General features: G+C 72.9%; 21 protein-coding genes. 11 read left to right on the top strand and 10 right to left on the bottom strand.

Going from position 1 to position 22,240, the window contains the following annotated elements; translation table 11 throughout:
• Positions 1 to 18: 18 nt before the first annotated feature.
• The 3 genes from A6R01_RS15420 to A6R01_RS15410 all read right to left on the bottom strand — a co-directional run bounded on the left by A6R01_RS15420 (position 19) and on the right by A6R01_RS15410 (position 2,316).
• Positions 19 to 942, bottom strand: coding sequence for a glycosyltransferase family 2 protein (locus tag A6R01_RS15420; RefSeq protein WP_292607676.1), 924 nt, complete (start codon positions 940 to 942; stop codon positions 19 to 21).
• Positions 943 to 1,081: 139 nt separating this feature from the next.
• Complete coding sequence (locus tag A6R01_RS15415; protein WP_292607673.1) at positions 1,082 to 1,627, bottom strand: Rv3235 family protein; 546 nt, start codon at positions 1,625 to 1,627, stop codon at positions 1,082 to 1,084.
• Positions 1,627 to 2,316, bottom strand: a complete 690-nt coding sequence (locus tag A6R01_RS15410) for a hypothetical protein (protein ID WP_292607671.1) — start codon at positions 2,314 to 2,316, stop codon at positions 1,627 to 1,629. Before A6R01_RS15410 ends, A6R01_RS15415 begins: the two co-directional genes overlap by 1 nt.
• A gap of 154 nt (positions 2,317 to 2,470) precedes the next feature.
• On the opposite strand from A6R01_RS15410, the gene A6R01_RS15405 reads away from it, so the two are divergent.
• Positions 2,471 to 3,031: a hypothetical protein gene (locus A6R01_RS15405; RefSeq protein WP_292607669.1), complete on the top strand. Its 561-nt coding sequence runs from the start codon at positions 2,471 to 2,473 to the stop codon at positions 3,029 to 3,031.
• On the opposite strand, the gene A6R01_RS15400 is transcribed toward A6R01_RS15405, so the two are convergent.
• The 4 genes from A6R01_RS15400 to A6R01_RS15385 are packed head-to-tail and all read right to left on the bottom strand — an operon-like array spanning position 3,010 to position 6,370.
• Positions 3,010 to 3,363: a sec-independent translocase gene (locus tag A6R01_RS15400; RefSeq protein WP_292607666.1), complete on the bottom strand. Its 354-nt coding sequence runs from the start codon at positions 3,361 to 3,363 to the stop codon at positions 3,010 to 3,012. The two genes, A6R01_RS15405 and A6R01_RS15400, sit on opposite strands and share 22 nt — an antisense overlap.
• A gap of 10 nt (positions 3,364 to 3,373) precedes the next feature.
• The gene (locus A6R01_RS15395) at positions 3,374 to 4,531 is read right to left on the bottom strand and encodes a P-loop NTPase (RefSeq protein ID WP_292607664.1); all 1,158 of its coding nucleotides are present in this window, start codon (positions 4,529 to 4,531) and stop codon (positions 3,374 to 3,376) included.
• 11 nt (positions 4,532 to 4,542) lie between these two features.
• Entirely contained in the window at positions 4,543 to 5,061 is a 519-nt protein-coding gene (locus A6R01_RS15390) for a DUF1003 domain-containing protein (RefSeq protein WP_292607661.1), read from the bottom strand.
• Positions 5,054 to 6,370: a CBS domain-containing protein gene (locus tag A6R01_RS15385; RefSeq protein WP_292607659.1), complete on the bottom strand. Its 1,317-nt coding sequence runs from the start codon at positions 6,368 to 6,370 to the stop codon at positions 5,054 to 5,056. The genes A6R01_RS15390 and A6R01_RS15385 overlap by 8 nt, the downstream gene beginning before the upstream one ends.
• 55 nt (positions 6,371 to 6,425) lie before the next feature.
• On the opposite strand from A6R01_RS15385, the gene A6R01_RS15380 reads away from it, so the two are divergent.
• From A6R01_RS15380 to A6R01_RS15355, 6 genes are all read left to right on the top strand, one after another.
• Positions 6,426 to 7,526 (top strand): hypothetical protein, encoded by a 1,101-nt coding sequence (locus A6R01_RS15380; RefSeq protein ID WP_292607658.1) that lies wholly within the window; start codon positions 6,426 to 6,428, stop codon positions 7,524 to 7,526.
• Positions 7,527 to 7,549: 23 nt separating this feature from the next.
• The gene (locus A6R01_RS15375) at positions 7,550 to 8,665 is read left to right on the top strand and encodes a glycosyltransferase family 2 protein (RefSeq protein ID WP_292607655.1); all 1,116 of its coding nucleotides are present in this window, start codon (positions 7,550 to 7,552) and stop codon (positions 8,663 to 8,665) included.
• Positions 8,666 to 8,812: 147 nt separating this feature from the next.
• Positions 8,813 to 10,135: a phospholipase D-like domain-containing protein gene (locus tag A6R01_RS15370; protein WP_292607653.1), complete on the top strand. Its 1,323-nt coding sequence runs from the start codon at positions 8,813 to 8,815 to the stop codon at positions 10,133 to 10,135.
• A 74-nt stretch (positions 10,136 to 10,209) separates the two neighbouring features.
• Positions 10,210 to 11,592, top strand: coding sequence for a bifunctional 2-polyprenyl-6-hydroxyphenol methylase/3-demethylubiquinol 3-O-methyltransferase UbiG (locus A6R01_RS15365; protein ID WP_292607650.1), 1,383 nt, complete (start codon positions 10,210 to 10,212; stop codon positions 11,590 to 11,592).
• Positions 11,589 to 11,816, top strand: coding sequence for a DUF6752 domain-containing protein (locus tag A6R01_RS15360; protein WP_292607694.1), 228 nt, complete (start codon positions 11,589 to 11,591; stop codon positions 11,814 to 11,816). Before A6R01_RS15365 ends, A6R01_RS15360 begins: the two co-directional genes overlap by 4 nt.
• A gap of 31 nt (positions 11,817 to 11,847) precedes the next feature.
• Complete coding sequence (locus A6R01_RS15355) at positions 11,848 to 12,954, top strand: hypothetical protein (protein ID WP_292607648.1); 1,107 nt, start codon at positions 11,848 to 11,850, stop codon at positions 12,952 to 12,954.
• On the opposite strand, the gene A6R01_RS15350 is transcribed toward A6R01_RS15355, so the two are convergent.
• Complete coding sequence (locus tag A6R01_RS15350) at positions 12,917 to 14,005, bottom strand: endonuclease/exonuclease/phosphatase family protein (protein ID WP_292607645.1); 1,089 nt, start codon at positions 14,003 to 14,005, stop codon at positions 12,917 to 12,919. The two genes, A6R01_RS15355 and A6R01_RS15350, sit on opposite strands and share 38 nt — an antisense overlap.
• Positions 14,006 to 14,047: 42 nt before the next feature.
• Between A6R01_RS15350 and A6R01_RS15345 the strand changes: the two genes are divergently transcribed.
• From A6R01_RS15345 to A6R01_RS15335, 3 genes are all read left to right on the top strand, one after another.
• On the top strand, positions 14,048 to 16,150 hold the full coding sequence (locus tag A6R01_RS15345) for an acyltransferase family protein (RefSeq protein ID WP_292607642.1): 2,103 nt from the start codon (positions 14,048 to 14,050) through the stop codon (positions 16,148 to 16,150).
• A gap of 160 nt (positions 16,151 to 16,310) precedes the next feature.
• Complete coding sequence (locus A6R01_RS15340) at positions 16,311 to 17,894, top strand: endonuclease/exonuclease/phosphatase family protein (protein WP_292607639.1); 1,584 nt, start codon at positions 16,311 to 16,313, stop codon at positions 17,892 to 17,894.
• A gap of 9 nt (positions 17,895 to 17,903) precedes the next feature.
• The gene (locus tag A6R01_RS15335) at positions 17,904 to 19,028 is read left to right on the top strand and encodes a hypothetical protein (RefSeq protein WP_292607637.1); all 1,125 of its coding nucleotides are present in this window, start codon (positions 17,904 to 17,906) and stop codon (positions 19,026 to 19,028) included.
• Here A6R01_RS15335 and A6R01_RS15330 read toward each other — a convergent pair.
• Entirely contained in the window at positions 19,018 to 20,076 is a 1,059-nt protein-coding gene (locus tag A6R01_RS15330) for an endonuclease/exonuclease/phosphatase family protein (RefSeq protein ID WP_292607634.1), read from the bottom strand. The two genes, A6R01_RS15335 and A6R01_RS15330, sit on opposite strands and share 11 nt — an antisense overlap.
• A 164-nt stretch (positions 20,077 to 20,240) precedes the next feature.
• On the opposite strand from A6R01_RS15330, the gene A6R01_RS15325 reads away from it, so the two are divergent.
• Positions 20,241 to 21,431 carry an acyl-CoA dehydrogenase family protein gene (locus A6R01_RS15325; RefSeq protein WP_292607631.1) on the top strand — a complete coding sequence of 397 codons (1,191 nt, stop codon included), beginning with the start codon at positions 20,241 to 20,243 and terminating at the stop codon, positions 21,429 to 21,431.
• Between the two features lie 86 nt (positions 21,432 to 21,517).
• Here A6R01_RS15325 and A6R01_RS15320 read toward each other — a convergent pair.
• The coding region (locus A6R01_RS15320) for an HNH endonuclease signature motif containing protein (RefSeq protein ID WP_292607628.1) at positions 21,518 to 22,240 on the bottom strand (723 nt) is incomplete at its 5' end.

Raw genomic sequence — 22,240 nt, 5'->3', positions numbered from 1 at the left:
CGGTCGGGGGAGGGGCCGTCATGCGGTGCTGCGGTGCCGGGTCTGCTGGCGGGCGTGCACGACCAGCTCGGCGAGCAGGCCGAACAGCGAGAGCTGCAGGCCCACCATCACCATCAGCAACCCGGCGACCAGCAGCGGACGGTCGCCGATCGTGGCGCCGCCGATCTTGAGGGCCGTGAGGTAGCCCAGGACCGCCACCCCGGCGAGCAGGCTGGCGAGGCCCACCCCGCCGAACAGGTGCGAGGGGCGGTGCTCGTAGCTGAGCAGGAAGCGCACGGTGAGCAGGTCGGCGAACCCGCGCCAGAAGCGGGCCAGGCCGTACTTGCTGCGACCCGACATTCGCGGGTGGTGCTCGACCGGCACCTCGGCGACGCGGTAGCCCAGCCCGTGCGCCATCACGGTCAGGTAGCGGTGCATCTCGCCGTAGAGCATGGGGGACACGTCCTCGGCGACGCCGGCGCGCATCGCCTTGAAGCCGGAGTTGAAGTCGCGGCCCGGGGCTCCCGACATCCAGGCGGTCGTGCGGTTGTAGAGCCGCGAGGTCGTGCGCTTCACGAACCGGTCCCGCCGCTCCAGCCGGGCGCCGGTCACCAGGTCCGCGCCCGCGTCGATCGCAGCGAGCAGCCGGGGGAGCTCGGCCGGGTCGTCCTGGCCGTCGGCGTCCATCATCACCACGACGTCGGCCCCGCCGTCGAGCGCCCGGCGGAAGCCGCGGTGCAGCGCGGCGGCCTTGCCGAGGTTGTGCCGCAGGGTCTCCAGCTCCAAGCAGGCCAGGTCGGCCATCAGCTCGACCACGACCTTGCTCGTGTCGTCGGTCGAGCCGTCGTCGACCACGAGGATCCGGCCGGCGGGGTCGAAGGTCGCCAGCTCGGCCGCGATCCGCGGGAGCAGGATCCGAAGGTTCTCGGCCTCGTCGAGGGCCGGCACGACTACCCACACCATGGCCGCGAGGGTCCGCCGGCCCGGTGAACCCCGCGTGATCGGGCGGTGGCGTGTCGCGACTGATCTGGCGAACGGGTCTGGCGAACGGGTCTGGCGAACGGGTCTGACGAACGGGTCAGGCGAGCGCCCCGGCGAGCAGTCAGGCGAAGTCGAGGGCGGTGCACACCCACCCGCGGCGGGCGCGCTGCTCGAAGCGGACCGCCAGGGCCCGGGAGCGGTGGCCGTGCCGCACGTGGACGGCCGCCTCGAGGACGCCGGGGACGGGGTACGTCGCGTGCAGCGACTGCAGCCGGGCGCGGACCGGGTGGGCGCGCTCGGGCTCGCGGTGGGTGGCCAGGGCCAGCAGCTGGGTGCGCCGGCGGACGTCGGCGTACACCTCGGGGGAGACCCAGCGCACGAGCTGGGAGGACGGACGCATGCCGGCCACCACCTCGAGCGCTGCCTGCACGATGTGGCGGGCCCACCGCTCGGCCTCGCCCCGCGCTCGGCGGTCGATCGGGACGACCCCTGCGGCAGGGCGCTCGAGCGCCGGCTCCACGACGCTCTCCACCAGCGGGTCGACGACGGGCTCGGTGCACGTGTCCAGGGCCAGCGAGCCCTGCACCTCGGCGAAGGGTACGTGGTCGAAGGAGCGGCGACCGGGGCGTGCGGCGATGGGATGGGCGCTGATCGGGTGGGCGGGCATCAGGACTCCTGGGAGGACGGGGCGGGCAGCACGAGCGGCACGCCGGGGCGGACGAGGTCGGGGTCGGGGCCCACGAGGGCCCGGTTGGCGGCGTGGATGCGCGGCCAGTAGGCCGCGACCTCGGCGACCGTCGGCTTGTGGCCGTGGCGGCGCAGCAGCTCGGCCTCGGCGATGCGCCACAGCGAGTCGCCGGGACGCACGACCCGCCGGTCCTCCGGCACGGAGGCGGCCACGGGAGCGGTGATCAGGGCGCGCGAGGAGGCGACGGAGGTAGAAGGCGTGCTCGGGCGGTCGCGCTCGAGGCTGCCGGGGGTGGCGCCCGCCGGGGCGAGGGCCAGTCCTCCGGCCAGACCGCCGGCGGCCGCCACGCCGCAGGCGCGCAGCACGAGCCGGCGGACGGGAGCGGGAACCCCGGCGATCCGGTCGGGGCGCTGCTCCCCGGCCCGGTGACGGAGGAGCTGCACGCACACCAGGCCCGTGACGGCGCTGGCCCAGCAGGCGGCCAGGCAGACCGCTGCAGCGGCGAGGCCCACCACCCATGACTCGAGGTCCGCGCCGCCGCGAGCGGGCGAGGAGACCAGGACCCGCAGGTCCGCGGCCAGCGCGCGGCAGGTGGCGGCGCCGACGCCGGTGACGGCGGTCCACACTGCGGCGCAGCGTGGAGCGGAGACGTGCCCGAGAGAGATCATCGGAGAATGAACCTTGCGTTTGCTTCTGTTTGCTTCAAGTGAAGCCAGTGAACGCTGGTTCGGCAGCGTTGTCAATCGTTCGCTCCCTCGGCTGTGGACAGGCCGGGACGCATGACGTCGTTTGGCGGACCGACGCACGGGGGAGGTCGCAGCCATGGCGTGGGAGGAGCAGGTGTTCTCGCTGCTCGAGGACCTCGAGCAGCAGGCCGAGTCGATGTACGCCGTCGAGCGTGGCCCGGAGCTCGTCGACCGGGCGCGGTCGGAGTACGCCACGGTGACGCTGGCCGCCCGGCTGGCGGCAGGAGTCGGGGCGCCGCTCTCCCTCGAGGTCCGCGGCGTCGGGCGGCTGACCGGCGTGCTCGAGCGGCTTGCCGCGGGCTGGCTGCGGATCGGCGTCGCCGGCCAGGAGTGGGTCGTGCGGACCAGCGCGGTGGTGGAGGTGCGTGGGGCCTCAGCGCGGGCCGTCCCGGAGGTCGCGTGGTCGGTGGCCGACCGGGTGGGGGTGGGGTCGGCGCTGCGTCGACTGGCCGACGAGGCTCAGCCGTGCTGGTGGCACCGCCTGGACGGCGGGCGCACCGAGGGCGTGCCGGTGCGCGTGGGCGCCGACTTCGTCGAGCTGCGCTCAGGGGCGCAGGGCGAGGGCGTGCTGGTGGCGCTGGACTCGCTGGCCGCCGTGGTGCCGGTGGGGACGGCTCAGGTGGCGTCGAGGTCGTAGGGCGGGACCTCGCCCTCGTCGAGCGGCCGCTGCTTGCGCTTGCCCCGCCGGGGCGTGTCGTCCTCGTCGTCGTCCTCGTCCGAGGCGTCGTTCATCGCCTCGATGATGTGCTTGCGCACGACCTGGCGCGGGTCGAGGTCACGCAGCTCGAGGTCGGCGTACTCCGGGCCGAGCTCGCTGCGGAGCTCGTCGCGGGCCTGGTGGGCGAAGCGCCGCGCCACCTTGAGCCACTGGCCCGCCTGCTTGGCCAGCACGGGGAGTCGGTCGGGCCCGAAGACCAGCACGGCCACGAACGCGATGACTGCCAGCTCCGACAGCCCGACTCCCCACACGGCGCCGATCCTAGAGCTTGTTGGCGGGGGTCAGGCCCAGCTGCATGCCCGCGAGGCCGCGACCGCGCCCGGCCAGCCGCTGGGCGACGTCGCGCAGGACGACCGCCGAGGGGGCGGTCGGGTCGGACTCCACGATCGGCTTGCCCGCGTCGCCGCCCTCGCGCAGCGAGGTGTCCAGCGGCACCTGACCGAGCATCGGGACGTCGTAGCCGAAGCGGGACGAGAGGGTCTCCGCGACCCGCTGACCGCCGCCGGAGCCGAAGACCTCGACCCGCTTCTCGGTGCCGTCGCTGTCGACGACGGTGAGGTAGCTCATGTTCTCGATGACGCCCACGACCCGCTGGTGCATCATCGAGGCCATCGTGCCCGCTCGCTCGGCGACCTCGGCGGCCGCCTCCTGCGGGGTCGTGACCACGACGACCTCGGCACCGGGCAGGTGCTGGCCGAGCGAGATCGCGATGTCGCCGGTGCCCGGCGGCAGGTCGAGCAGCAGCACGTCGAGGTCGCCCCAGTAGACGTCGGCGAGCATCTGCACCAGGGCCCGGTCGAGCATCGGGCCGCGCCAGGCGACGACCTGGTCGCGGCGGGGCTTGAGCATGCCGATGGAGATGACCGAGACGCCCGAGGCGGTCGGGACGGGCATGATCAGGTCGTCGACCTGGGTGGGTCGCGAGTCGGCCACGCCGAGCATCGCCGGCACCGAGTGGCCGTAGATGTCGGCGTCCACGACGCCGACCTTCAGGCCCTGCGCGGCCATGCCGAGCGCCAGGTTGACCGTCACCGAGGACTTGCCGACGCCGCCCTTGCCGGAGGCGATCGCGAAGACCTTGGTCAGCGAGCCGGGCTGGGCGAAGGGGATCTCGCGCTGGGCCTTGCCGTCGCTGAGGACCTCCTTGAGGCCCGCGCGCTGCTCGTCGGTCATGACGCCGAGGGTCAGGCGCACGTCGCTCACGCCGTCGACCGCGGCGACCGCGGCGGTGACGTCGCGGTTGATGGTGTCCTTCAGCGGGCACCCGGCGACCGTCAGCAGGACGGTGACGTCCACGCCGCCGTCGTCGCCGATCTCGACGGAGTCGACCATGCCGAGGTCGGTGATGGGCCGCTTGATCTCGGGGTCGTTGACCGTCGCCAGCGCGGCGCGGACCTGCTCGAGGAGGGTGCTGCTCATGATGCTCGAGTCTACGGGCGGGGTGGCTCCTCGCCGTCCTCGGTCCCCCGCTCGGACCGCTCGTCGATCTCGGCGAGCAGCGCGCGCAGCTCCGAGCGCACGAAGTCGCGGGTCGCGACCTCGCCCACGGCCATCCGCAGCGAGGCGACCTCCCGGGCCAGGAACTCCATGTCCGCGTGGGCCCGGGCGTTGGCCTGCCGGTCCTGCTCGGCGACCACCTTGTCGCGCTGCTCCTGACGGTTCTGCGCCAGGAGGATCAACGGGGCGGCGTACGAGGCCTGGAGGCTCAGCATCAGGGTCAGGAAGATGTAGGGGTAGGCGTCGAAGGCCGCGGAGTCGGGCGCGACGGCGTTGAAGACCACCCACACGAGCACGAAGACGGTCATCCACATCAGGAAGCGCGCGGTGCCCATGTAGCGCGCGAACTGCTCGGCGAAGACCCCGAAGGAGTCCGCGTCGTAGCTCGGCCGGCGCACCAGCTGGCGGCGCAGCTCCCGGGGGGTGTCGAGGCGCGGCCGCTGCTCAGGCACGGCGGCCCGCCTGGGATCCGAGCTGGGACCCGAGCTGGGACCCGAGCTGGGAGGAGCGGCGTCCGCGCCGCGTGCTCAGCGAGTCGCGCCAGCCCTCGGGGAGCATGTGGTCGAGCAGGTCGTCGACGGTGACCGCGCCGAGCAGGTGGCCGTTCTCGTCGACCACCGGCGCCGCCACGAGGTTGTACGTCGCCAGGTGGGCCGCCACCTCGTCGATGCTCATCTCCGGGCGCAGCGTCTCGTTCCCCTCGTCGAGCGCGCCCGCCACCAGCGAGGACGGCATCTCACGCAGCAGCCGTTGGATGTGCCCGACGCCGAGGAACTTGCCGGTCGGCGTCTCCAGGGGCTGGCGGCAGACGTAGACCTGCGAGGCGAGGGAGGGGGTGAGGTCGGGGTTGCGCACGTGGGCCAGCGCGTCGGCGACGGTGGCGTCCGGGCCGAGGATCACCGGCTCGGGGGTCATCATCGCGCCGGCGGTGTCCTCGACGTAGGACATCAGCCGCCGCACGTCCTCGGCCTCCTCGGGCTCCATGAGGTCCAGCAGCGCGGTGGCGGTCTCCGGGGGCAGCTCGGCGATCAGGTCGGCCGCGTCGTCGGGGGACATCTCCTCCAGGACGTCGGCGGCGCGCTCGTCCTCGAGGTGGCTCAGGATCTCGACCTGGTCCTCCTCGGGCAGCTCCTCCAGCACGTCGGCGAGCCGTTCGTCGGCCAGGGCGCTCACGACGGCCGTCCGTCGCTCCGGCGGCAGCTCGTGGATCATGTTCGCCGCGTCGGCCGGCTTCATCTCGTTGAGCGCGTGCACGAGGTGGGTGGCGCCCTGGGTCTCCTCACGGCGGGTCAGCCCCTCCACGTCGCGCCACTGGACGACGTGGGTCTGGCCGCGACGGCGCAGCCCCTTGCCCGGCTCCTGGACCGCGACGCGGGACAGGACCCAGTCGCGGTTGCGGGCCTGCTCCAGCGCCACGTCGTAGACCACGCCGCTCACCCCGCTGCTCGGGATGCGCACCGTGCGGTCGAGCATCTGGCCGATGACGAGGGTCTCGGTGGTGCGCTGCTCGAAGCGGCGCATGTTGAGCAGCCCGGTCGTGTAGACCTGCCCGGCGTCGATGTTGGTCACGCGCGTCATCGGCACGAAGATCCGGCGCCGGCCGAACACCTCGCCGACCAGGCCGAGCACCCGCGGCTCGCTGGTCTCCGAGCGCACCGCGGCGACGACGTCGCGGACCTTGCCGACCTGGTCGCCCTGGGGGTCGAAGATGGGGAGCCCGACCAGCCGTGCGGCGTAGACGCGGACCGGGCTGGAGCTCACGGGACGAGGCTAGGCCATCGCGCGCGTCCCGGGCCGCGGGTGGCACGATGGCCGGGTGCGCGTCGTCGTCCACGTGGGTCTGACCAAGACGGGCACCACCCACCTCCAGGGGCTGCTGGCCGCGCACGCGCCCGCCCTGCTCGAGGCGGGGGTGCTCTACCCCGTGCGGCCGCCGGGGCTGCACTTCCGGGGCGCGGTCGACGTCCGCGGCAGCGCGGAGGTCTTCGGCCTGCCGGCCGAGGAGGTGGACGGCGCCTGGGCCCGGTTGTGCGCCCAGGTGCGCGCACACGTGGAGTCGACCGGTGGCGACGCTCTGATCGGGCACGAGGTGCTCGCGGGCGCCACGCCCGAGCAGGCGGACCGGGCGCTGCAGCAGCTCGAGGGACTCGAGGTGCACGTGGTGGTGACCGCGCGCGACCTCGGGCGGCAGGCCGTCGCGCACTGGCAGGAGCGGGTGAAGCTGGGGGAGACCCGCAGCTTCGCGGACTTCGAGGGCGAGGAGCTCTTCGCGGACACCGGGCGCGACCGCGGCCCCGACGCCGGGGGTGTGCGGCCGCGCTTCTGGCACGGCCAGGACTTCGCCGACACCCTGCGCCGCTGGACCTTCGCCCTGCCGCCCGGGCACGGGCACCTCGTCGTCTGCCCCGCGCCCGGCGCCCCGACCGGGGAGCTGTGGCGGCGGTTCGCCGAGGCGGCCGGGCTGCCGGCCGCGGTGGTGGGGGCCGTCGACACCGACGCGGACGTGCGCGCCAACGCCTCGCTCGGGGCCGCCGAGGTGGCGCTGCTGCGCGAGGTCAACGCCCGGATCGGGGACTCGCTGCCCACCGACGTACGCCACCGGGTCGTGAAGAGGGAGTACGCCGAGGGCGAGCTCGCCGCGCGCGACTCAGCCCCGGCCCGGACCCCGGCCACGGCGGCCGGGCTGCTGGCCGATCGGACCCGCGCCTGGCTGGAGGAGGTCCGCGAGGCCGGTCACGTCGTGCACGGGCCGGCCGAGGACCTCGATCCGGTCGTCGCCGGGCCCGGGGACCCGGCGCCGGACACCACGCCGCCCGCCGACCTGGACCCCGACGAGGTCGTGGCGATGCTGCGCGCCCGGGCCGCGGGCGGCGACGGCGGCCCCGCCCGCCGGCCGCGCTGGTGGCGCCGGGGCTGATGTCCGCCACTATGGTGCGGGGCATGCAGACCGGCTCGCAGGTCCCGAGCGGCCAGGCCCCGTTGCTCGCGGTCAGCACCATCAAGGACAGCCCTGACCACGTGCGGCGCTACGTCGAGGGCAACCTCGCCGGCGGGGTCGACCACCTCGTGGTGTTCCTGGACGCGCCCTCCGACGACGAGCAGGACGAGGTCCTCGCACTGCTCACCGAGCACCCGCGGGTCAGCGTGGTCCGGGCGGGAGGCGCGTGGTGGGGCGGGCAGCGCCCCCGCGAGCTCAACGTCCGGCAGTGCATCAACGCCAACGTGACCCGGCGCGTGCTCGCCGACCTCGGCCTGGGGCAGGGGTGGCTGCTGCACGTCGACGGGGACGAGGTCGTCCGGGTCGACCGGGAGGTCCTCGCCCGGGTGCCGGAGGAGACGCTGGCGCTGCGCCTGGCGGTGCGCGAGGCTGTCTCGAGCAGCACCTGGACCGGGCAGCCGACCGCCTTCAAGGCCGAGCTCGACGACCGCGACCTCGCGCTGCTGCACGGGCTCGGGGTCATCGACGAGCCGAGCAACCAGGTGTGGATCCGCGGCCATGTCATGGGCAAGTCCGCCGTGCGCATCGAGGCCGACCGGTGGCTGACGCTGCACAAGGTGGCCCGCGAGGACCGCGGCCACGAGCCGGGCCTGCAGGACGACGCCTGGCTGGTCCACCACTACGAGTCCTACTCGCTGGAGGACTTCTGCCGGAAGTGGACCGCGATGGTCGCCTCCGGCCCGCGCGCCGCCTACCGCGCCGAGCGGCGCCAGGTGGCGCGGACCCTGCGCGACCTCATCAGCCGCGGGCTCGAGCCCGAGGCGCTGCGCCGCCAGCTCGAGCGCTTCTACCGGATGCAGGTCGAGGAGGACCTCGAGACGCTGCGCGACCTCGGTGTCGTGACCGAGGTCGACCCCCTGGTGCCGCTGGAGGGCGCTCCGGTCGCCCCCGGGGCGGTGCCCGTGGCGGACCTCGAGGCCGCGCTGGAGGAGTGGCGCGGGCGTGCCAAGACCGAGGAGGAGTTCTTCCGCGGCACCTCGCCGGCAGGACCGGGTGCCGCCGGCGACGGCGCCGGGCGCGGGCGGCGCCGTGGGCTCCTGGGCGGCCGGGGGCGCTGAGGGCGACGACGGCCCGGCACCCGCCGTCGGGGCGAGACCTCGGGCCGATGCGGTCGTGGGGCCGTTCTCCCGTGTACCCTCGCACCGTCGTGCTCCTAGGCGTCCGGCCGCGCAGCGGTGGGCGTCCGAACACCCGGGAGAAGTTCCGTGCTCCGTCTCCACACCACCCGCGCGCGCCTGGCCACGACGGCCCTGGCCCTCGCCCTGGTCCTGGCCTCGGCCGCCGCCGTGCTGCTCGCCCCGACCGCCCCGCAGGCCGTCGCCGCCGAGACGAGCGCGGAGCAGAAGCCGACGTACAAGGCCCAGGAGGGCCCCACGTTCAACTCCGCGATCGGTGACCAGTCCTCCCGCCGCGCGATCCTCGACCTGATCCTGCAGACGATCCGGCACACCTCGCCCAAGGGCCAGATCAAGATCATGACCTGGAACTTCATGAACGCCGGGGCGGCCGACGCGCTGATCCAGCGGGCGCAGAAGGGCACCACCGTGCGGGTGCTCATCGATGCCAACAACAACGACGCGGACACCGACAACCCGTCGTTCCGCCGACTGAAGAAGGGCCTGAAGGCCACCAACGGCAAGAATGAGAAGGGTGCGACCAAGTCCTTCGCCCGCATGTGCCGCGGCTCGTGCCGCGGCAAGAGCGGCGCCGCCCACACGAAGATGTTCCTCTTCGACAAGGTCGGGCTCTCGCGCAACGTCCTGATCCAGGGCAGCGCCAACCTCACCACCGCGGCCGCGGCCAACCAGTGGAACGAGGTCTACACCTACGTCGGGCGCGACAACATCTACGACTTCGCAGAGAAGATCTTCGACCAGATGTGGCGCGACAAGGTCACCAAGAACGCCTACCGGGAGTTCGAGGGCAACCGCTACAGCCTCTACTTCTCGCCGTACTACGGGAAGTACTTCGAGAAAGACCCGGTCCAGGCGACCATGGACCGCATCAGGTGCAAGGGCGCACGCAAGGCCGGGAACGCCAACGGCCGCACCATCGTGCGCAGCGCGCCCGACGTCATCCGCGGCAAGCGCGGCATGATCGCCGCCCGGCGTCTCAAGACGCTGTGGGACCAGGGTTGTGACGTGCGGATCGCCTACACCGTCATGGGCCGTGACGTGAAGAAGCACCTCAACGGCGGCGGCGGTCGCGGCCCGGTCCCGATGAAGCACCTCGTGCAGGACTTCGACGGCGACGGCGACTTCGACAACTACTTCCACCTCAAGGTGCTGACCATCAACGGTCGGATCGGCGCCGACCGGACGGCGTACGTCACCTTCAACGGCTCGGCCAACACCTCCGACCCCTCCAGCAGGTCCGACGAGCAGATCGGCAAGCTGGTCGGCAAGAGGAACACGCTGGCCTACCAGCGCTTCATCGACCGCTGGTACGAGAACCCGCCGCCGAACGCCGGTCGCCGGGCCGATGCCGACCCGAACATCGACCCGTACCAGCACGTCGACATGGACTGAGGCCGCGGTGCTCGACCTGCGCGTGCGCCGCGTGGACGCCGACGGCGTCGGCCTGGTGGTGCTGGGCTCGCAGGGTGGGCTGGCCGCCGGCCATGCGGCCGCACCTGTCCGGCACCGGCTCGGTGACGTTGCGCGACCACGTCTCCGGCGCCGACGTCTGGAGCGGTGAGGTCCGCTTCACCGACGACGACCGCCGGGTGGACTTCGTGGACCGGCAGGGCCACCCCATCGCGCTGGACAAGGCCAACCGGTTCAGCCCGGTCTTCTCCGAGCGCACCGCAGCGGACCTCGACCCGCTGCTGGACGCCATGACCGAGCTGCTGGAGGTGCTCGCGGGCGCCGGGGTGGCCGCGTTCCCGGCGTACGGCACGCTGCTCGGCGCGGTCCGTGAGGGCGACTTCCTGGGGCACGACTCCGACGCCGACCTCGGCTACGTCTCCTCGCGGTCGAACCCGGTCGACGTGATCCGGGAGTCCTTCGAGCTGCAGCGGGTGGTCGCGGCCGCCGGCTACCGCACCTACCGCTACAGCGGGCTGGCCTTCCGCGTCGACGTGGTCGAGGCCGACGGCGCCACCCGTTTCCTCGACGTCTTCGGCGGCTTCCTCGACGGCGGCCGCCTCTACCTCATGGGCGAGGTCGGCACCCCGTTCGAGCGCGACTGGCTGCTGCCGCTGGGCACGGTGTCGCTGCGGGGACGCGACTACCCGGCGCCGGCCCGGCCCGAGAAGCTGCTCGAGGCGATGTACGGCCCGTCCTGGAAGGTGCCGGACCCGGCCTTCAAGTTCGAGACCCCGCGCGAGACCACCGAGGTGCTCAACCAGTGGTTCCGCGGCACCGGGCACGCCCGACGCGACTGGGAGCGGCGCGCCGCCCAGCGGCGGCGCCGGCCGGTGCCCAAAGGCTCCTCCGCGCTGGCCAAGCAGCTGCGCCGCGGCGAGGCCGCGGGCACGACCGTCCTCGACGTCGGCGCCGGCCGCGGCCGCGACGCGCTGTGGCTGGCCCGCCAGGGCTTCCCCACCACCGCCTACGACTTCGCGCCCCGCGGCCTGGAGAAGGCCCGGCGCACCGCCCGCCGACGCGACCTGCCGCTGGAGGTGCGCGCGCTGAACCTCGACGAGTGGCGCTGGGTCCTCAGCGAGGGTGCGCGCATGAGCCGTGCCGGTGACGGCCCGCGCGCGATGCTCGCGCGCCACGTCCTCGACGCCACCGACGAGCTCGGCCGACAGTCCCTGGGACGGCTGGCCTCGATGACCCTGCGCGGGGGCGGGCGCCTCTACGTCCAGACCTGGACCGGCAAGGGCCGCGGGGGAGCGGGCCTGGTGCCGGTGCGCACGAAGCAGGTGCAGAAGCTCGTCGAGCGGCACGGGGGCACCGTGCTCGACGTGTCGGAGTCGCCCGGTGGAGGATCGGACGGCGGCAAGGGATCGGTCGGAAGGGTGGTCGCGCAGTGGCGATGAAGCAGGGACTCAAGCAGCGGCTTCAGCGGGTCGTGCCCGGTGGGGGCGACCAGGAGCTCGCCGAGCGGGTCGCCCGCCTCGAGCGCGAGGTCGCCGACCTGCGCCGGCACAACCTGCGGCTGGCCGAGCTGGCCGACGTCGTGCAGGAGCTGCTCGTGCCCATGGCCCAGCGCGACCAGGAGCGGGTGGACGCGGCGATCGCCGCCTTCCAGGACGCGCTGTGACCACTGCGACGTCGTCGGGGCTGGTCCCGCGGTGACTCGTCGGGCCTTCCTGCACATCGGTCTGCCCAAGACCGCCACGACCTACCTGCAGACGATCCTGTGGGGTCAGCGCGACGCCGTCGCCGAGCAGGGGCTGCTGCTGCCGGGCCGCGAGCGCCGCGACCACCTGTGGGTCTCGCGCGTCGTGCGCGAGGAGCCGGACCGCAAGCGCCGCCCCGAGCGTGAGCACCAGGCGATGGACCGCGTGCTCGCCGACGTGGCCGCCCGGGACGGCGACGTGCTGGTCTCCCACGAGTTCTTCGCCGCCGCCTCCACCGAGCAGGCCGCGGCGTTCGTGGCCCGGCTGGCGGCCACCGGCCGCGAGGTGCACGTCATCGTGACCGCCCGCGAGCCGCTCGGGCTGTTCACCGCCAGCTGGCAGGAGAGCCTGAAGAACCGCAGCACCACGCCGCTGGCCGACTACGGCCGCAGCGAGTCGACCAGCCCCCAGGACATCTGGGACTGGCGCACCCTGGACCTCTCGCTCGTCCTCGAGCGGTGGCTCGCCGTGGTCCCGGGCGAGCGCACCCACGTGCTGCCCCTGGACCGCTCCGCGGACCGTGAGGAGATCTGGCGACGGTTCGCCGGTGTGGTGGGGATCGACCCCACCCGCGTCGACGTGTCCGGGTCCTTCCCCAACGAGTCCATGGGGGTGGTCGAGGCCGAGCTGCTGCGCCGGGTCAACGGGCACCTCGGGGAGTTCCGCTCCGCCTTCGAGCGCGGCGTGTGGATCCGCACCTTCCTCGCCGACGAGCGCCTGGTGACCCGCGGGGGTGAGCGGTTCTGGCCCTACCCCGACCAGGTGGCCGACTGCCGGGCCCGCGGCGAGCGCGCCGTCGCCCTGCTGGCCGAGCGTGACGTGGACCTGGTCGGCGACCCCGGGTGGCTGCTGGTCCCCGAGACGCTGGAGCAGCGTCGTACGCCGGACACCGTGAGCGACACCGAGGTCGCCGACGCCGCGGCCGAGGTCATCGCGGGACTGCTGGGCGACGTGCGCGCGCTGAAGGCGGAGGCCAAACGGGCCGGCACCACCGAGCAGCCCGGTCTGCCGGCCCGGGTGGTCAGTCGCCTGCGGGGGCGACGGTCGCCGTCGCGCTGATGTAGAAGTGGTCGCTGATGCGGCGGTTCACGGTGGACTCGTCGATGACGTAGCCGCTGAAGGAGACATCGGGGCTGCCGACGATCCAGTCCACCGGCATCCGCCCCGGCGGGCGGCACCCGCCCGAGGTGCTGCCACCGACCGCGGCGACGAAGCCTGTGGGCGGCAGGAACGCGCAGAAGAACGCGGCGCGGTCGTTCATGTCGCCGGTCACGAGGACGGGCAGTCCGCTCTGCCGCAGCGCGTTGACCTCGGCGACGCCGCGGCGCCACCCGGCGACGCGCGTGGAGGTGTTGCGGGCGTCGTGGCCGGCGGAGGGGTGCATGTTGACGACGTAGAACTCGCGCTGGGTCGGCTTGTCGCGCAGCCGCACGATCGTCTGGGGACGGGTGCGGTTCATGAAGACGATGGGGAACGTCGAGCCGGAGACCAGCTCGAAGCGGCTCGGGTCCCACAGCACGGTGTTGTCGGGGTCCGCGGCGCCGGGACCGGGGTAGCCCACGAAGCCGGTCATCCGCATGATCGTGCCGAGCTGGTCGGGCTTGGCCTCCTGCAGCCCGACGATGTCGGTGCCGTGGCTGCGCAGCACGCCCACGCCCTGCGGCGTGCGGGTGCCGGCGGCGGGGAAGTTGCGCCGCGCACCACCGGGCCCGGTGTGGTTGCTCCCCAGGACGTTGAACGAGGCGATCTGGAAGGAGAACGGCTGGGCGGCGCGTTTCGCGGCGATGCGCTCGGCCTTCAGTCGCGCCTTGCGCTGCTCCTCCAGCCGCTTCAGCTCGGCCTTGCGTGCCTTGGTGAGGCGGAGCTTCTCGCCGGCCACGACCGGCTGGGGTGCGTCCTCGAGGAGCTGGGCGGTCATCGCGCCGCCGATGCTCATGCCGACCGTGCGCCGCGTGGGCTCCACGGGGTCGTCGGCGAAGGGGTCGACGACCGCGGCCGCGGTGACGCCACCGGTGACCAGGACCGCGGCGATGATCGCCGGCACCAGCCGTCGCACTAGACTCCCGGAGGCACGTGGGGTCTCGGCGCGGTGCTTGCTGGGGTCCGACATGACCGGGTGAGTCTACCTGAGCCTGAACCAGCCGGAGGATCGATGCGGAGCGACGTCCAAGGCCTCCGCGCCGTGGCGGTCCTGCTCGTCGTGGTCGCCCACCTCGGTGTCGACGTCGTCTCGGGCGGCTACCTCGGCGTCGACGTCTTCTTCGTCATCTCCGGGTTCCTCATCACCGGCCTGCTGCTGCGCGCCCGCGAGCGCCCGGATGCCCCCGGCCTCGGCGGTGCCCTGATCGACTTCTACGCGCGGCGCGCGCGCCGCATCCTGCCCGCCGCCACGGTCGTCCTGGTCGCCACGTGCGGCATCTCGGCGCTGCTGCTCCCGGTCGTGCGGGTGGGGGAGATCCTCACCGACGCGTGGTGGTCGGCCCTGTTCGCCGCCAATATCCGCTTCGCGCTCGTCGAGACCGACTACTTCGCCGAAGGCCGACCGGTCTCGCCGCTGCAGCACTACTGGTCGCTGTCGGTCGAGGAGCAGTTCTACCTCGTGTGGCCGGTGCTGCTGCTCGTGGTCGCCGCGCTGGCCGTGCGCCGCCGCCGCGACCCGGTCGGCTCGGTCCAGCACGTGCTGACGGTGCTCGTCGTGGCCTCGCTGGCCTGGTCGGCATGGGCGACCTACGCCTCGCCCGACACCGCCTACTTCTCCACCCTGACCCGCGGCTGGCAGCTGGGGGCGGGCGCGCTCCTGGCCGTCGTCCTGCACCGTCGTACGTCGTCGGGTACGCCGCTGGGCGGCCGCCCCGGGGTGCTGGCCGCGGTCGGGATGCTGCTCGTCGTGTCCTCGGCGTTCGTGCTGACGCCGCAGTCCCCGGTGCCCGGGGTGGTCACGGTGCCTGTGGTGCTGGGCACCGTGATGCTGCTGCTCGCCGGGGCGCTGCCCGGCGGCGCGGACACCTGGGTGGCGCGGGGGCTGTCGCTGCGGCCGATGCAGGTCGTGGGCGACTGGTCCTACTCGATCTACCTGTGGCACTTCCCGGTGATCATCGTGGCCCGCAGCCACCTCGGCGGGCTCTCCCCGGCGGCCGTCGCGGTGTGCGTGGTGGCCATCGGGGTGCTGAGCGGGCTGACCTACCACCTGGTGGAGCAGCCCTTCCGGCGACGGGGGAGCCGGTGGGACCTGGCCCGCTGGGCGGTGCCGATGTATCCCGCCGCGGTCTTGGTGCTGGCGCTGGGCGTGCTGGCGTCGCAGACCTGGCTCGACCACCGGGTGGCCTCGACACGCAGCAACCCGGCCGTGCAGCCGGCCGACTACCTCGACGAGGGGCTCAGTGCCGACCCCGTGCGCGCGCTGGTGCAGGCCTCGGTGCTGGCGGCCCAGGAGGGTCGCCCGATCCCCGGGCGGCTGGTCCCGGGACTGCTCGACATCCGCCGGGACACGGCGTCGCTGGGCGACTGCGACTACCGCACCGGGACCCGGGAGCTGTGCCCCGAGGGCGACCCCGACGCGGAGCGCTCGATCGTGCTCGCCGGCGACTCCCACGCACGGGCCTGGAGCCCGGCGGTCCGTGCCGTGGGGGAGCGGCTGGGCTATCGGGTCTACACGCTGGCCTACACCGGCTGCCCGACCAACGCCGCGATTCGCCTGGACCCGGAGACCGGGCGCCACTGGGACGCCTGCGAGGACTTCGTGGCCTTCACCCAGGAGACGGTCGCCGAGCTGGAGCCGGAGCTGGTGCTCGTGTCCAACGCCCCGCTGGCGCCGGTCGAGGACGTGGACTCCGGCGAGGTCGTGACCAAGGGGGAGGGGCGCGAGGTCTACGCGGCCGCGGTCGACCGCGGTCTGGAGGTCGCGCTGGCGGACCTCGCCGAGCACGCCGATCGCGTGGTGCTGCTGGCCAACACCCCGAAGCTGCCCCGTGAGCAGGCCGTGTGCCTCTCCCGCGCCGACGACCTCGGCGACTGCCTGCTCTCGCCCGAGCGGGGTCCGCGGCAGCTGCAGCGCGGCTTCATGGACGTGGCGACCGGTCTGGGCCTCGAGGCCGTCGACGCCGAGAAGTGGTTCTGCGAGCGGCGGCGCTGCCCCTCGGTCGTGGGGAACTTCGTGACGATGCGCGACTCCGAGCACATGACCACCGCCTACTCGGTGCACCTCGCGGACGCTCTTGCTCAGGACCTCGGCCTCGGGACCGATCCCTCCTCGTGAGGAGGGCCGGGACGACCCCGAGGACGACCCGACGAGCGGGCCGGCGAATTACACGTCTGTAGTTGTCGCGAACGTCTTGTCGTGTGGCCTGTGTTGCTGTTGTGATTCCTGTGACGAGGGCGCCGGAGCGCCCTCGCCTGCTGACGAACGAGGAGTCGAGATGATGCTGCGCCGGGCCCTGGCGAGCGGGCTGAGTGCTGCCGTGGCGACGGCCGGCGTGGCCGCGCTGGCCGTGACCGCCGGACCGACGGGTGGGCTGCTGAGCGCCCCCGGCGACCTCGCGCTGGCCGCGGCGACCGGGTGCGCGAGCGAGCCGGAGCCGCCGACGTACACGCCCACCGCCACTCCGACGAGCAGCCCGACCGGCAGCCCGACCAGCACGCCGACCGCCGACCCCGAGCCCACGACCGACCCCGAGCCGGTCACCTCGGTGGAGATGGTCCAGGCCAACATCAAGTCCGGCACCGCGCTGAAGAAGTTCAAGGCCGACCTGCGCAAGGTCTTCCGCACCTGCCCCGACTTCGTGACCTTCAACGAGGTCCCGATGCGCCAGCCGCAGTACCTCGCGCCGGCGGGCTACGAGATGTTCCGCACGCCCGGCCAGTACACCGGCGCCAACCCGGTGGTGTGGCGCACGGACCGCTGGGTCCCCGAGGCGCGCGGGACCACGATGATCAGCAACAAGCAGGGCTACGGCAAGGGCCAGCACGTGATGTGGGGCGTGCGATACGCCAACTGGGTGACGCTGCGCTCGGTCGACGGCAAGCAGACCGTGTCGGTCGTCGCGGTCCACATCGCGCCGAAGTCGCCGCGCACCACCAAGCTGCTCGGCCCCTCGATCCAGCGCCTCGGCGCGCTCGTGGGGCAGCTGAGCGGCAGCGGCCCGGTCCTGGTCGGCGGTGACTTCAACCGCCACTACAAGTCCTCGGAGTACCCCCGCGCGCTCCTCGACGCCGCTCGTCTCAACGCGGTCTACGACCTGTCGGGGAAGTACGAGCCGACCGGCGACCACCGCGGCGCCACCATCGACTACGTCATGGTGCGTCCGGCCGAGGTGTTCACCGTGCTCAAGCAGCGCACCCGCGAGCTGAACTCCGACCACGACGCCGTCGTCGTCGAGCTCTCGCTGCCCGAGGAGACCGTGGGCGAGCCCGTGGTCAGCTTCTCGGCCGGCACCACCGTCAACGACCCGGCCTCGGTCTCCCAGCGCGGCCGCAGCACCGTCATCCGCTCGATCAAGAGCGTCATCAAGGCCGTGCCGGCCGGCGAGGAGCTGCGGGTGCGCACCTCCTCCCTCGACGTACGCCGGGTGGCGGCCAAGCTGCTGGCCGCGGCGCGCCGCGGGGTGACCGTCAACGTCGTCACCGGCACCACCGAGTCCACGACCCCCGAGCGCTGGCTGACCAAGCAGTTCTCGGAGATCCCGGGCTCCTACGTCCGTCACCGTCCTGCTGCCTTCGAGCCGGGGACCACCTCCTCGGTGCTGCTGGCCAGCCGCGCCGGGATCACGCCGTGGACCTCGCTGGCCCTGGACCGCGGCCTGTCGCGGACGATGGTCAGCCAGCGCACCGTGCTGCGCCTGGAGACGAAGAAGAAGGCCTACAAGAAGCAGGTGCGGGCCTTCAAGGCAGACGCCGCGCCGCCCTCGGCCGAGCCCGAGGAGCCGACCGAGGAGTCCGGTGGCGAGCCGGGCGAGGGCGAGGGCGGGGACGTGCCGCAGCCAGAGGAGACCGCTGCCCCCTAGGGTGTGCGCGTGACCCGCCCGCTCTACCTCCACATCGGTCTGCAGAAGACCGGCACGTCGTACCTCCAAGGGCTCTTCCTCGGCTCCGTCGACGCGCTGCGCGAGGCCGGTCTCGACGTCTACCCGACGCACCGCCGCGCGGCGTACTGGCTGATGCTCGACGTGCGCGACCGGTTCCGCCCGCACGACCCGCCGCAGGCGCGCGAGGTGCTGCGCGACCTGCCCGGCAACCTCGACGCCGCCCGGGGGCGGGCGGCGCTGGTCTCCGAGGAGTCCTTCTCACCTGCCGACGACGCGCAGGTCCAGCGGCTGCTCGCGGCCTGCTCGGACCGCGAGGTCCACGTGGTCGTCACCGCCCGGGACCTGGGCCGCCAGATCCCCTCGGTGTGGCAGCAGGGGCTGCAGTCCGGCCGCGCCATCACCTTCCCCGACTACCTCGCGCGCCTGCACAAGACGCAGGGCACGCCCGCCCCGATCTGGTGGCAGAAGGACCTGCCGGCGGTCCTGGAGAAGTGGAGTCGGCACGTGCCGGCCGAGCGCATCCACGTCGTCACGGTGCCCCCTCCCGGGGCCGAGAAGGGGCTTCTGCTCGAGCGCTTCTGCTCGGTGCTCGACGTCGACCCCGCCCTCCTCGACCAGTCCTCGGTCGGTCGGGCCAACCGCGGCCTGCGACTGGAGCAGGCCGAGGTGCTGCGCCGGGTCAACGCCGGCATCCCCGACGACCTCAAGCGCCGCGACGTCTACGGCGATGTGGGCAAGCGCGGCTTCTCGGTCAAGGTCCTCGGCGGGGCCGAGGGCCGGCCGATCCTGCTGCCAGAGAGCGAGCGCGCCTGGTGCGAGGAGCTCTCGCAGCGCTACGTCGACCACGTGCGCGAGGGCGGCTACGACGTCGTCGGCGACGTGGAGGACCTGCTGCCGCGCGACTCCGCCTTCGCGCCCGACGAGCAGGAGGTGAGCGAGGAGCAGGTCGCCCAGGTGGCGGTCGACGCGCTCACCACCATGGTCTCGCGCCAGCTCACCACCCACCGGACCCGCAAGGACCGGGCGACCGCGGAAGCCGCCGAGCGCGCCCGCCGCGGCTGGCGGGGCCGGGTGCGACGTCTGCTCGGCGTCGACGCCGGCATCAACAGATGAGCGGGACCACGATCTCGTCGGGGATGCCCGGCGTCAGGTCGTAGGACGCACGCACCACGCGGTGGTCGGAGACCCGGCTGGGGTGGGTGCTGACGACGTTGACCCCCAGCTGGCCGCGGTGCATGAGGTAGTCGATGCGGCTGCGGGGCTGTGCCGACGGGTGGGTCAACCCGGCGCCGCGACCCGCGGCCGCCCAGGTGTCGGTCGCGACGCCGCGCAACGTGGTGATGGGTGCCGAGGCCGGGCGTGCGTTGAGGTCGCCGCCCAGCACGACGCGGTGCGGGTCGTCGGCCAGGATGCGCGCCACGGTGCGGGCCTGGGTCAGCCGCGCGTCCTGCGAGGTGTGCTCGAAGTGCGTGGTGAACACGCTGACCCGCTGGCCCGGCAACGGCTCGACCACCACGCGGAGCAGGCCGCGCTGCTGGGTGCCCGGCGGGCGGGGGAGCAGGGTGTTGCTGCTCTCGAGGATGGGGTACGCCGACAGCACGGCCGTGCCGTAGCGGCTGTCGCTCGGGCGGAGCACGTTGGTCGCGAAGGCGTACTCCATGCCCAGCTGGCCCGCGAGGTAGGCGGCCTGGTCGACGCGGCCGCTGTTGATGCGGTTCTTGTCCACCTCCTGCAGCAGCCACACGTCCACGTCGAGGGCGTCCATCTCGCGCGCGATCTGCGGCAGCATCAGCCGGGTGCGCCCGCGGTTCCACCCCGAGTGGATGTTGAAGCTGGCGACCTCCAAGGAGCTGTCGGTGCTGACCACGCAGTTGCTGGCACGCTTCGGCAACCCGCCGGGCAGCCGCTGGGGCTTGGGGAGCGCCGCCGTACCGCTGCTGCCCTTGCGCTTCCTCTTGCCCTGGGTGGTGCCCTCGATCGGGTCACCGCCGGTGACGACGTCCTGGGCGGGACGCGCGCCGGGAGTGACCGTGGTCTGGCCGGGGGCGGTGGCGGGCAGCGTGCGGGTGGGCTGGCGGGAGACGAAGAACGCGGTGGCGGCGAGGCTGAGGACCAGGATCAGGCCGATCGCCTCGAGCCACGGCCGTCTGGGTCCGTCCATTCCTCCACCCGGGATCGCGCGCCGGTCATGACGTGCCTGTCATGATCTGACCCGTTCAGTGTAGGAGCCGTCACACCACTCGGGGCTCGAACGGGCCTCCCGTGGTCACCGACGGTCGGTTACTCTCCGGTAACAGTTCGCCCGTCGACATGGAAGGACCCCCCATGACCCGCCTGTGCACGACCGAGGGCCTCACCGAGGACCAGTCCGAGATCCTCAAGGCCGTGCGGGCCTTCGTGGACAAGGAGATCATCCCGGTCGCCAACGAGCTCGAGCACGCCGACGAGTACCCCACCGAGATCATCGAGGGCCTCAAGGAGCTCGGCGTCTTCGGCCTGATGATCCCCGAGGAGTACGGCGGGCTCGGCGAGTCGCTGCTGACCTACGCGCTGTGCGTGGAGGAGATCGCACGCGGCTGGATGAGCGTCTCCGGCGTCATCAACACCCACTTCATCGTGGCCTACATGCTCATGCAGCACGGCACGCCAGAGCAGAAGGAGAAGTACCTTCCGAAGATGGCCCTGGGTGAGGTGCGCGGCGCCTTCTCGATGTCCGAGCCCGGCCTGGGCTCGGACGTCTCGGCGATCTCCACCAAGGCCACCAAGACCGACGACGGCTACGAGATCACCGGCCAGAAGATGTGGCTGACCAACGGCGCCACCTCGACGCTGGTCGCCTGCCTGGTCAAGACTGACGAGGGCAGCGACTCGGTCTACAAGAACATGACGACCTTCCTCATCGAGAAGGAGGCCGGCTTCGGCGAGACCGCCCAGGGCGTCACCGTCCCGGGCAAGATCGACAAGATGGGCTACAAGGGCGTCGAGACCACCGAGCTCGTCCTCGAGGGCCACAGGATCTCCGCCGACCAGATCCTGGGCGGCGAGCCCGGCAAGGGCTTCTTCCACATGATGGACGGCGTCGAGGTCGGCCGCGTCAACGTCGCGGCCCGCGCCTGCGGCCTGGCCTGGCGCGGCTTCGAGCTGGCCGTCGAGTACGCTCAGCAGCGCAAGACCTTCGGCAAGGCCATCGCCGAGCACCAGGCCGTGCTTTTCCGCCTCGCGGAGATGGCGACCAAGGTCGAGGTCGCGCACACGATGATGGTCCGCGCCGCCCGCCTCAAGGACAAGGGCGAGCGCATGGACGTCGAGGCCGGCATGGCCAAGATGGTCGCCTCGGAGTACGCCAACGAGGTCGTCGAGGACGCCTTCCGCATCCACGGCGGCTACGGCTACTCCAAGGAGTACGAGATCGAGCGCCTGATGCGCGAGGTCAAGTTCATGCTCATCGGCGAGGGCACCTCCGACATTCAGAAGATGATCATCGGTCGCCAGCTGCTCAAGGAGTACAAGCTCTGAGCGCCTGTCGCTGACGCCTGATCAAGCGGCCCGGTTCCCGAGAAGGGGCCGGGCCGCTGGTGTGCCGGGGCGAGCGGCCACGTCGGTCAGCATCTGAGGGTGAACTCGATCTGGTGGTCGGCCAAGACCCTGCTCTCGTAGCGGGGGTCGTGGGCGGTGCGGTGGTGGGTGGGGCAGAGCAGGCGGCCGTTGATGAGGTCGGTGGTGCCGCCGGTGGCCCAGGGTTGGTCGTGGTGGGCGTGGCAGAACCATGCGGCGGTGCGGCAGCCGGCGGCTGTGCAGCCGCGGTCGCGGGTGGCGAGGGCGATGCGTTGGGCGCGGGTGAAGAGCCGCTTGCGGCGGCCTTGGTCGAGGACCTCGCGTCTGCCGCTGAGGACGACGGGGATGATGCCGGCCTCGCAGGCCAGGCGGCGCGCGGTGTGGGCGGCGATCCGGTCGCCGGTGTCCAGGGTGGCGGCCGCCAGCCCACCGGCCAGCGTCTCGAGGGTCATGGTGACCACCACCGTCGCGCCGGTCGACATCTCCGGCACCTGGGAACCGTCGAGCCGCTCCAGCAGCTCACAGAAGGCGGCACCGAGCTCGACGGCAGTGGCGGCCTTGACCGGCTCCGGCCGCTCACCCTCCTCCTGCTCGGCCGTCGTGGTGGGCGTGGACGTCAGGGCGGGTTTGTCGTGGACGACCAGCGCCAGCAGCTGCTTGCGCAGCATCCCGGCGTGCAGCTCGGGGACGGTGAACCGGCCATGGACGCTGCCCTGCCCGTCAGGGGTCATGGTCAGCATCGTCTTCCGCGCGGCTGCGCGTTCCTCGGC

Source organism: Nocardioides sp. REDSEA-S30_B4 (genome assembly GCF_001627265.1).
In the GTDB taxonomy this organism is placed as follows: Bacteria; Actinomycetota; Actinomycetes; order Propionibacteriales; family Nocardioidaceae; genus Nocardioides.
This window is presented reverse-complemented; position numbering and strand designations above follow the sequence as displayed.

Bases quoted from the DNA above. Each gene is read 5' to 3' on its own strand.
- A6R01_RS15420 (WP_292607676.1), bottom strand. From the start codon at position 942: ATGGTGTGGGTAGTCGTGCCGGCCCTCGACGAGGCCGAGAACCTTCGG.
- A6R01_RS15415 (WP_292607673.1), bottom strand. From the start codon at position 1,627: ATGCCCGCCCACCCGATCAGCGCCCATCCCATCGCCGCACGCCCCGGT.
- A6R01_RS15410 (WP_292607671.1), bottom strand. From the start codon at position 2,316: ATGATCTCTCTCGGGCACGTCTCCGCTCCACGCTGCGCCGCAGTGTGG.
- A6R01_RS15405 (WP_292607669.1), top strand. From the start codon at position 2,471: ATGGCGTGGGAGGAGCAGGTGTTCTCGCTGCTCGAGGACCTCGAGCAG.
- A6R01_RS15395 (WP_292607664.1), bottom strand. From the start codon at position 4,531: ATGAGCAGCACCCTCCTCGAGCAGGTCCGCGCCGCGCTGGCGACGGTC.
- A6R01_RS15375 (WP_292607655.1), top strand. From the start codon at position 7,550: ATGCAGACCGGCTCGCAGGTCCCGAGCGGCCAGGCCCCGTTGCTCGCG.
- A6R01_RS15360 (WP_292607694.1), top strand. From the start codon at position 11,589: ATGAAGCAGGGACTCAAGCAGCGGCTTCAGCGGGTCGTGCCCGGTGGG.
- A6R01_RS15350 (WP_292607645.1), bottom strand. From the start codon at position 14,005: ATGTCGGACCCCAGCAAGCACCGCGCCGAGACCCCACGTGCCTCCGGG.
- A6R01_RS15345 (WP_292607642.1), top strand. From the start codon at position 14,048: ATGCGGAGCGACGTCCAAGGCCTCCGCGCCGTGGCGGTCCTGCTCGTC.
- A6R01_RS15340 (WP_292607639.1), top strand. From the start codon at position 16,311: ATGATGCTGCGCCGGGCCCTGGCGAGCGGGCTGAGTGCTGCCGTGGCG.
- A6R01_RS15330 (WP_292607634.1), bottom strand. From the start codon at position 20,076: ATGGACGGACCCAGACGGCCGTGGCTCGAGGCGATCGGCCTGATCCTG.
- A6R01_RS15325 (WP_292607631.1), top strand. From the start codon at position 20,241: ATGACCCGCCTGTGCACGACCGAGGGCCTCACCGAGGACCAGTCCGAG.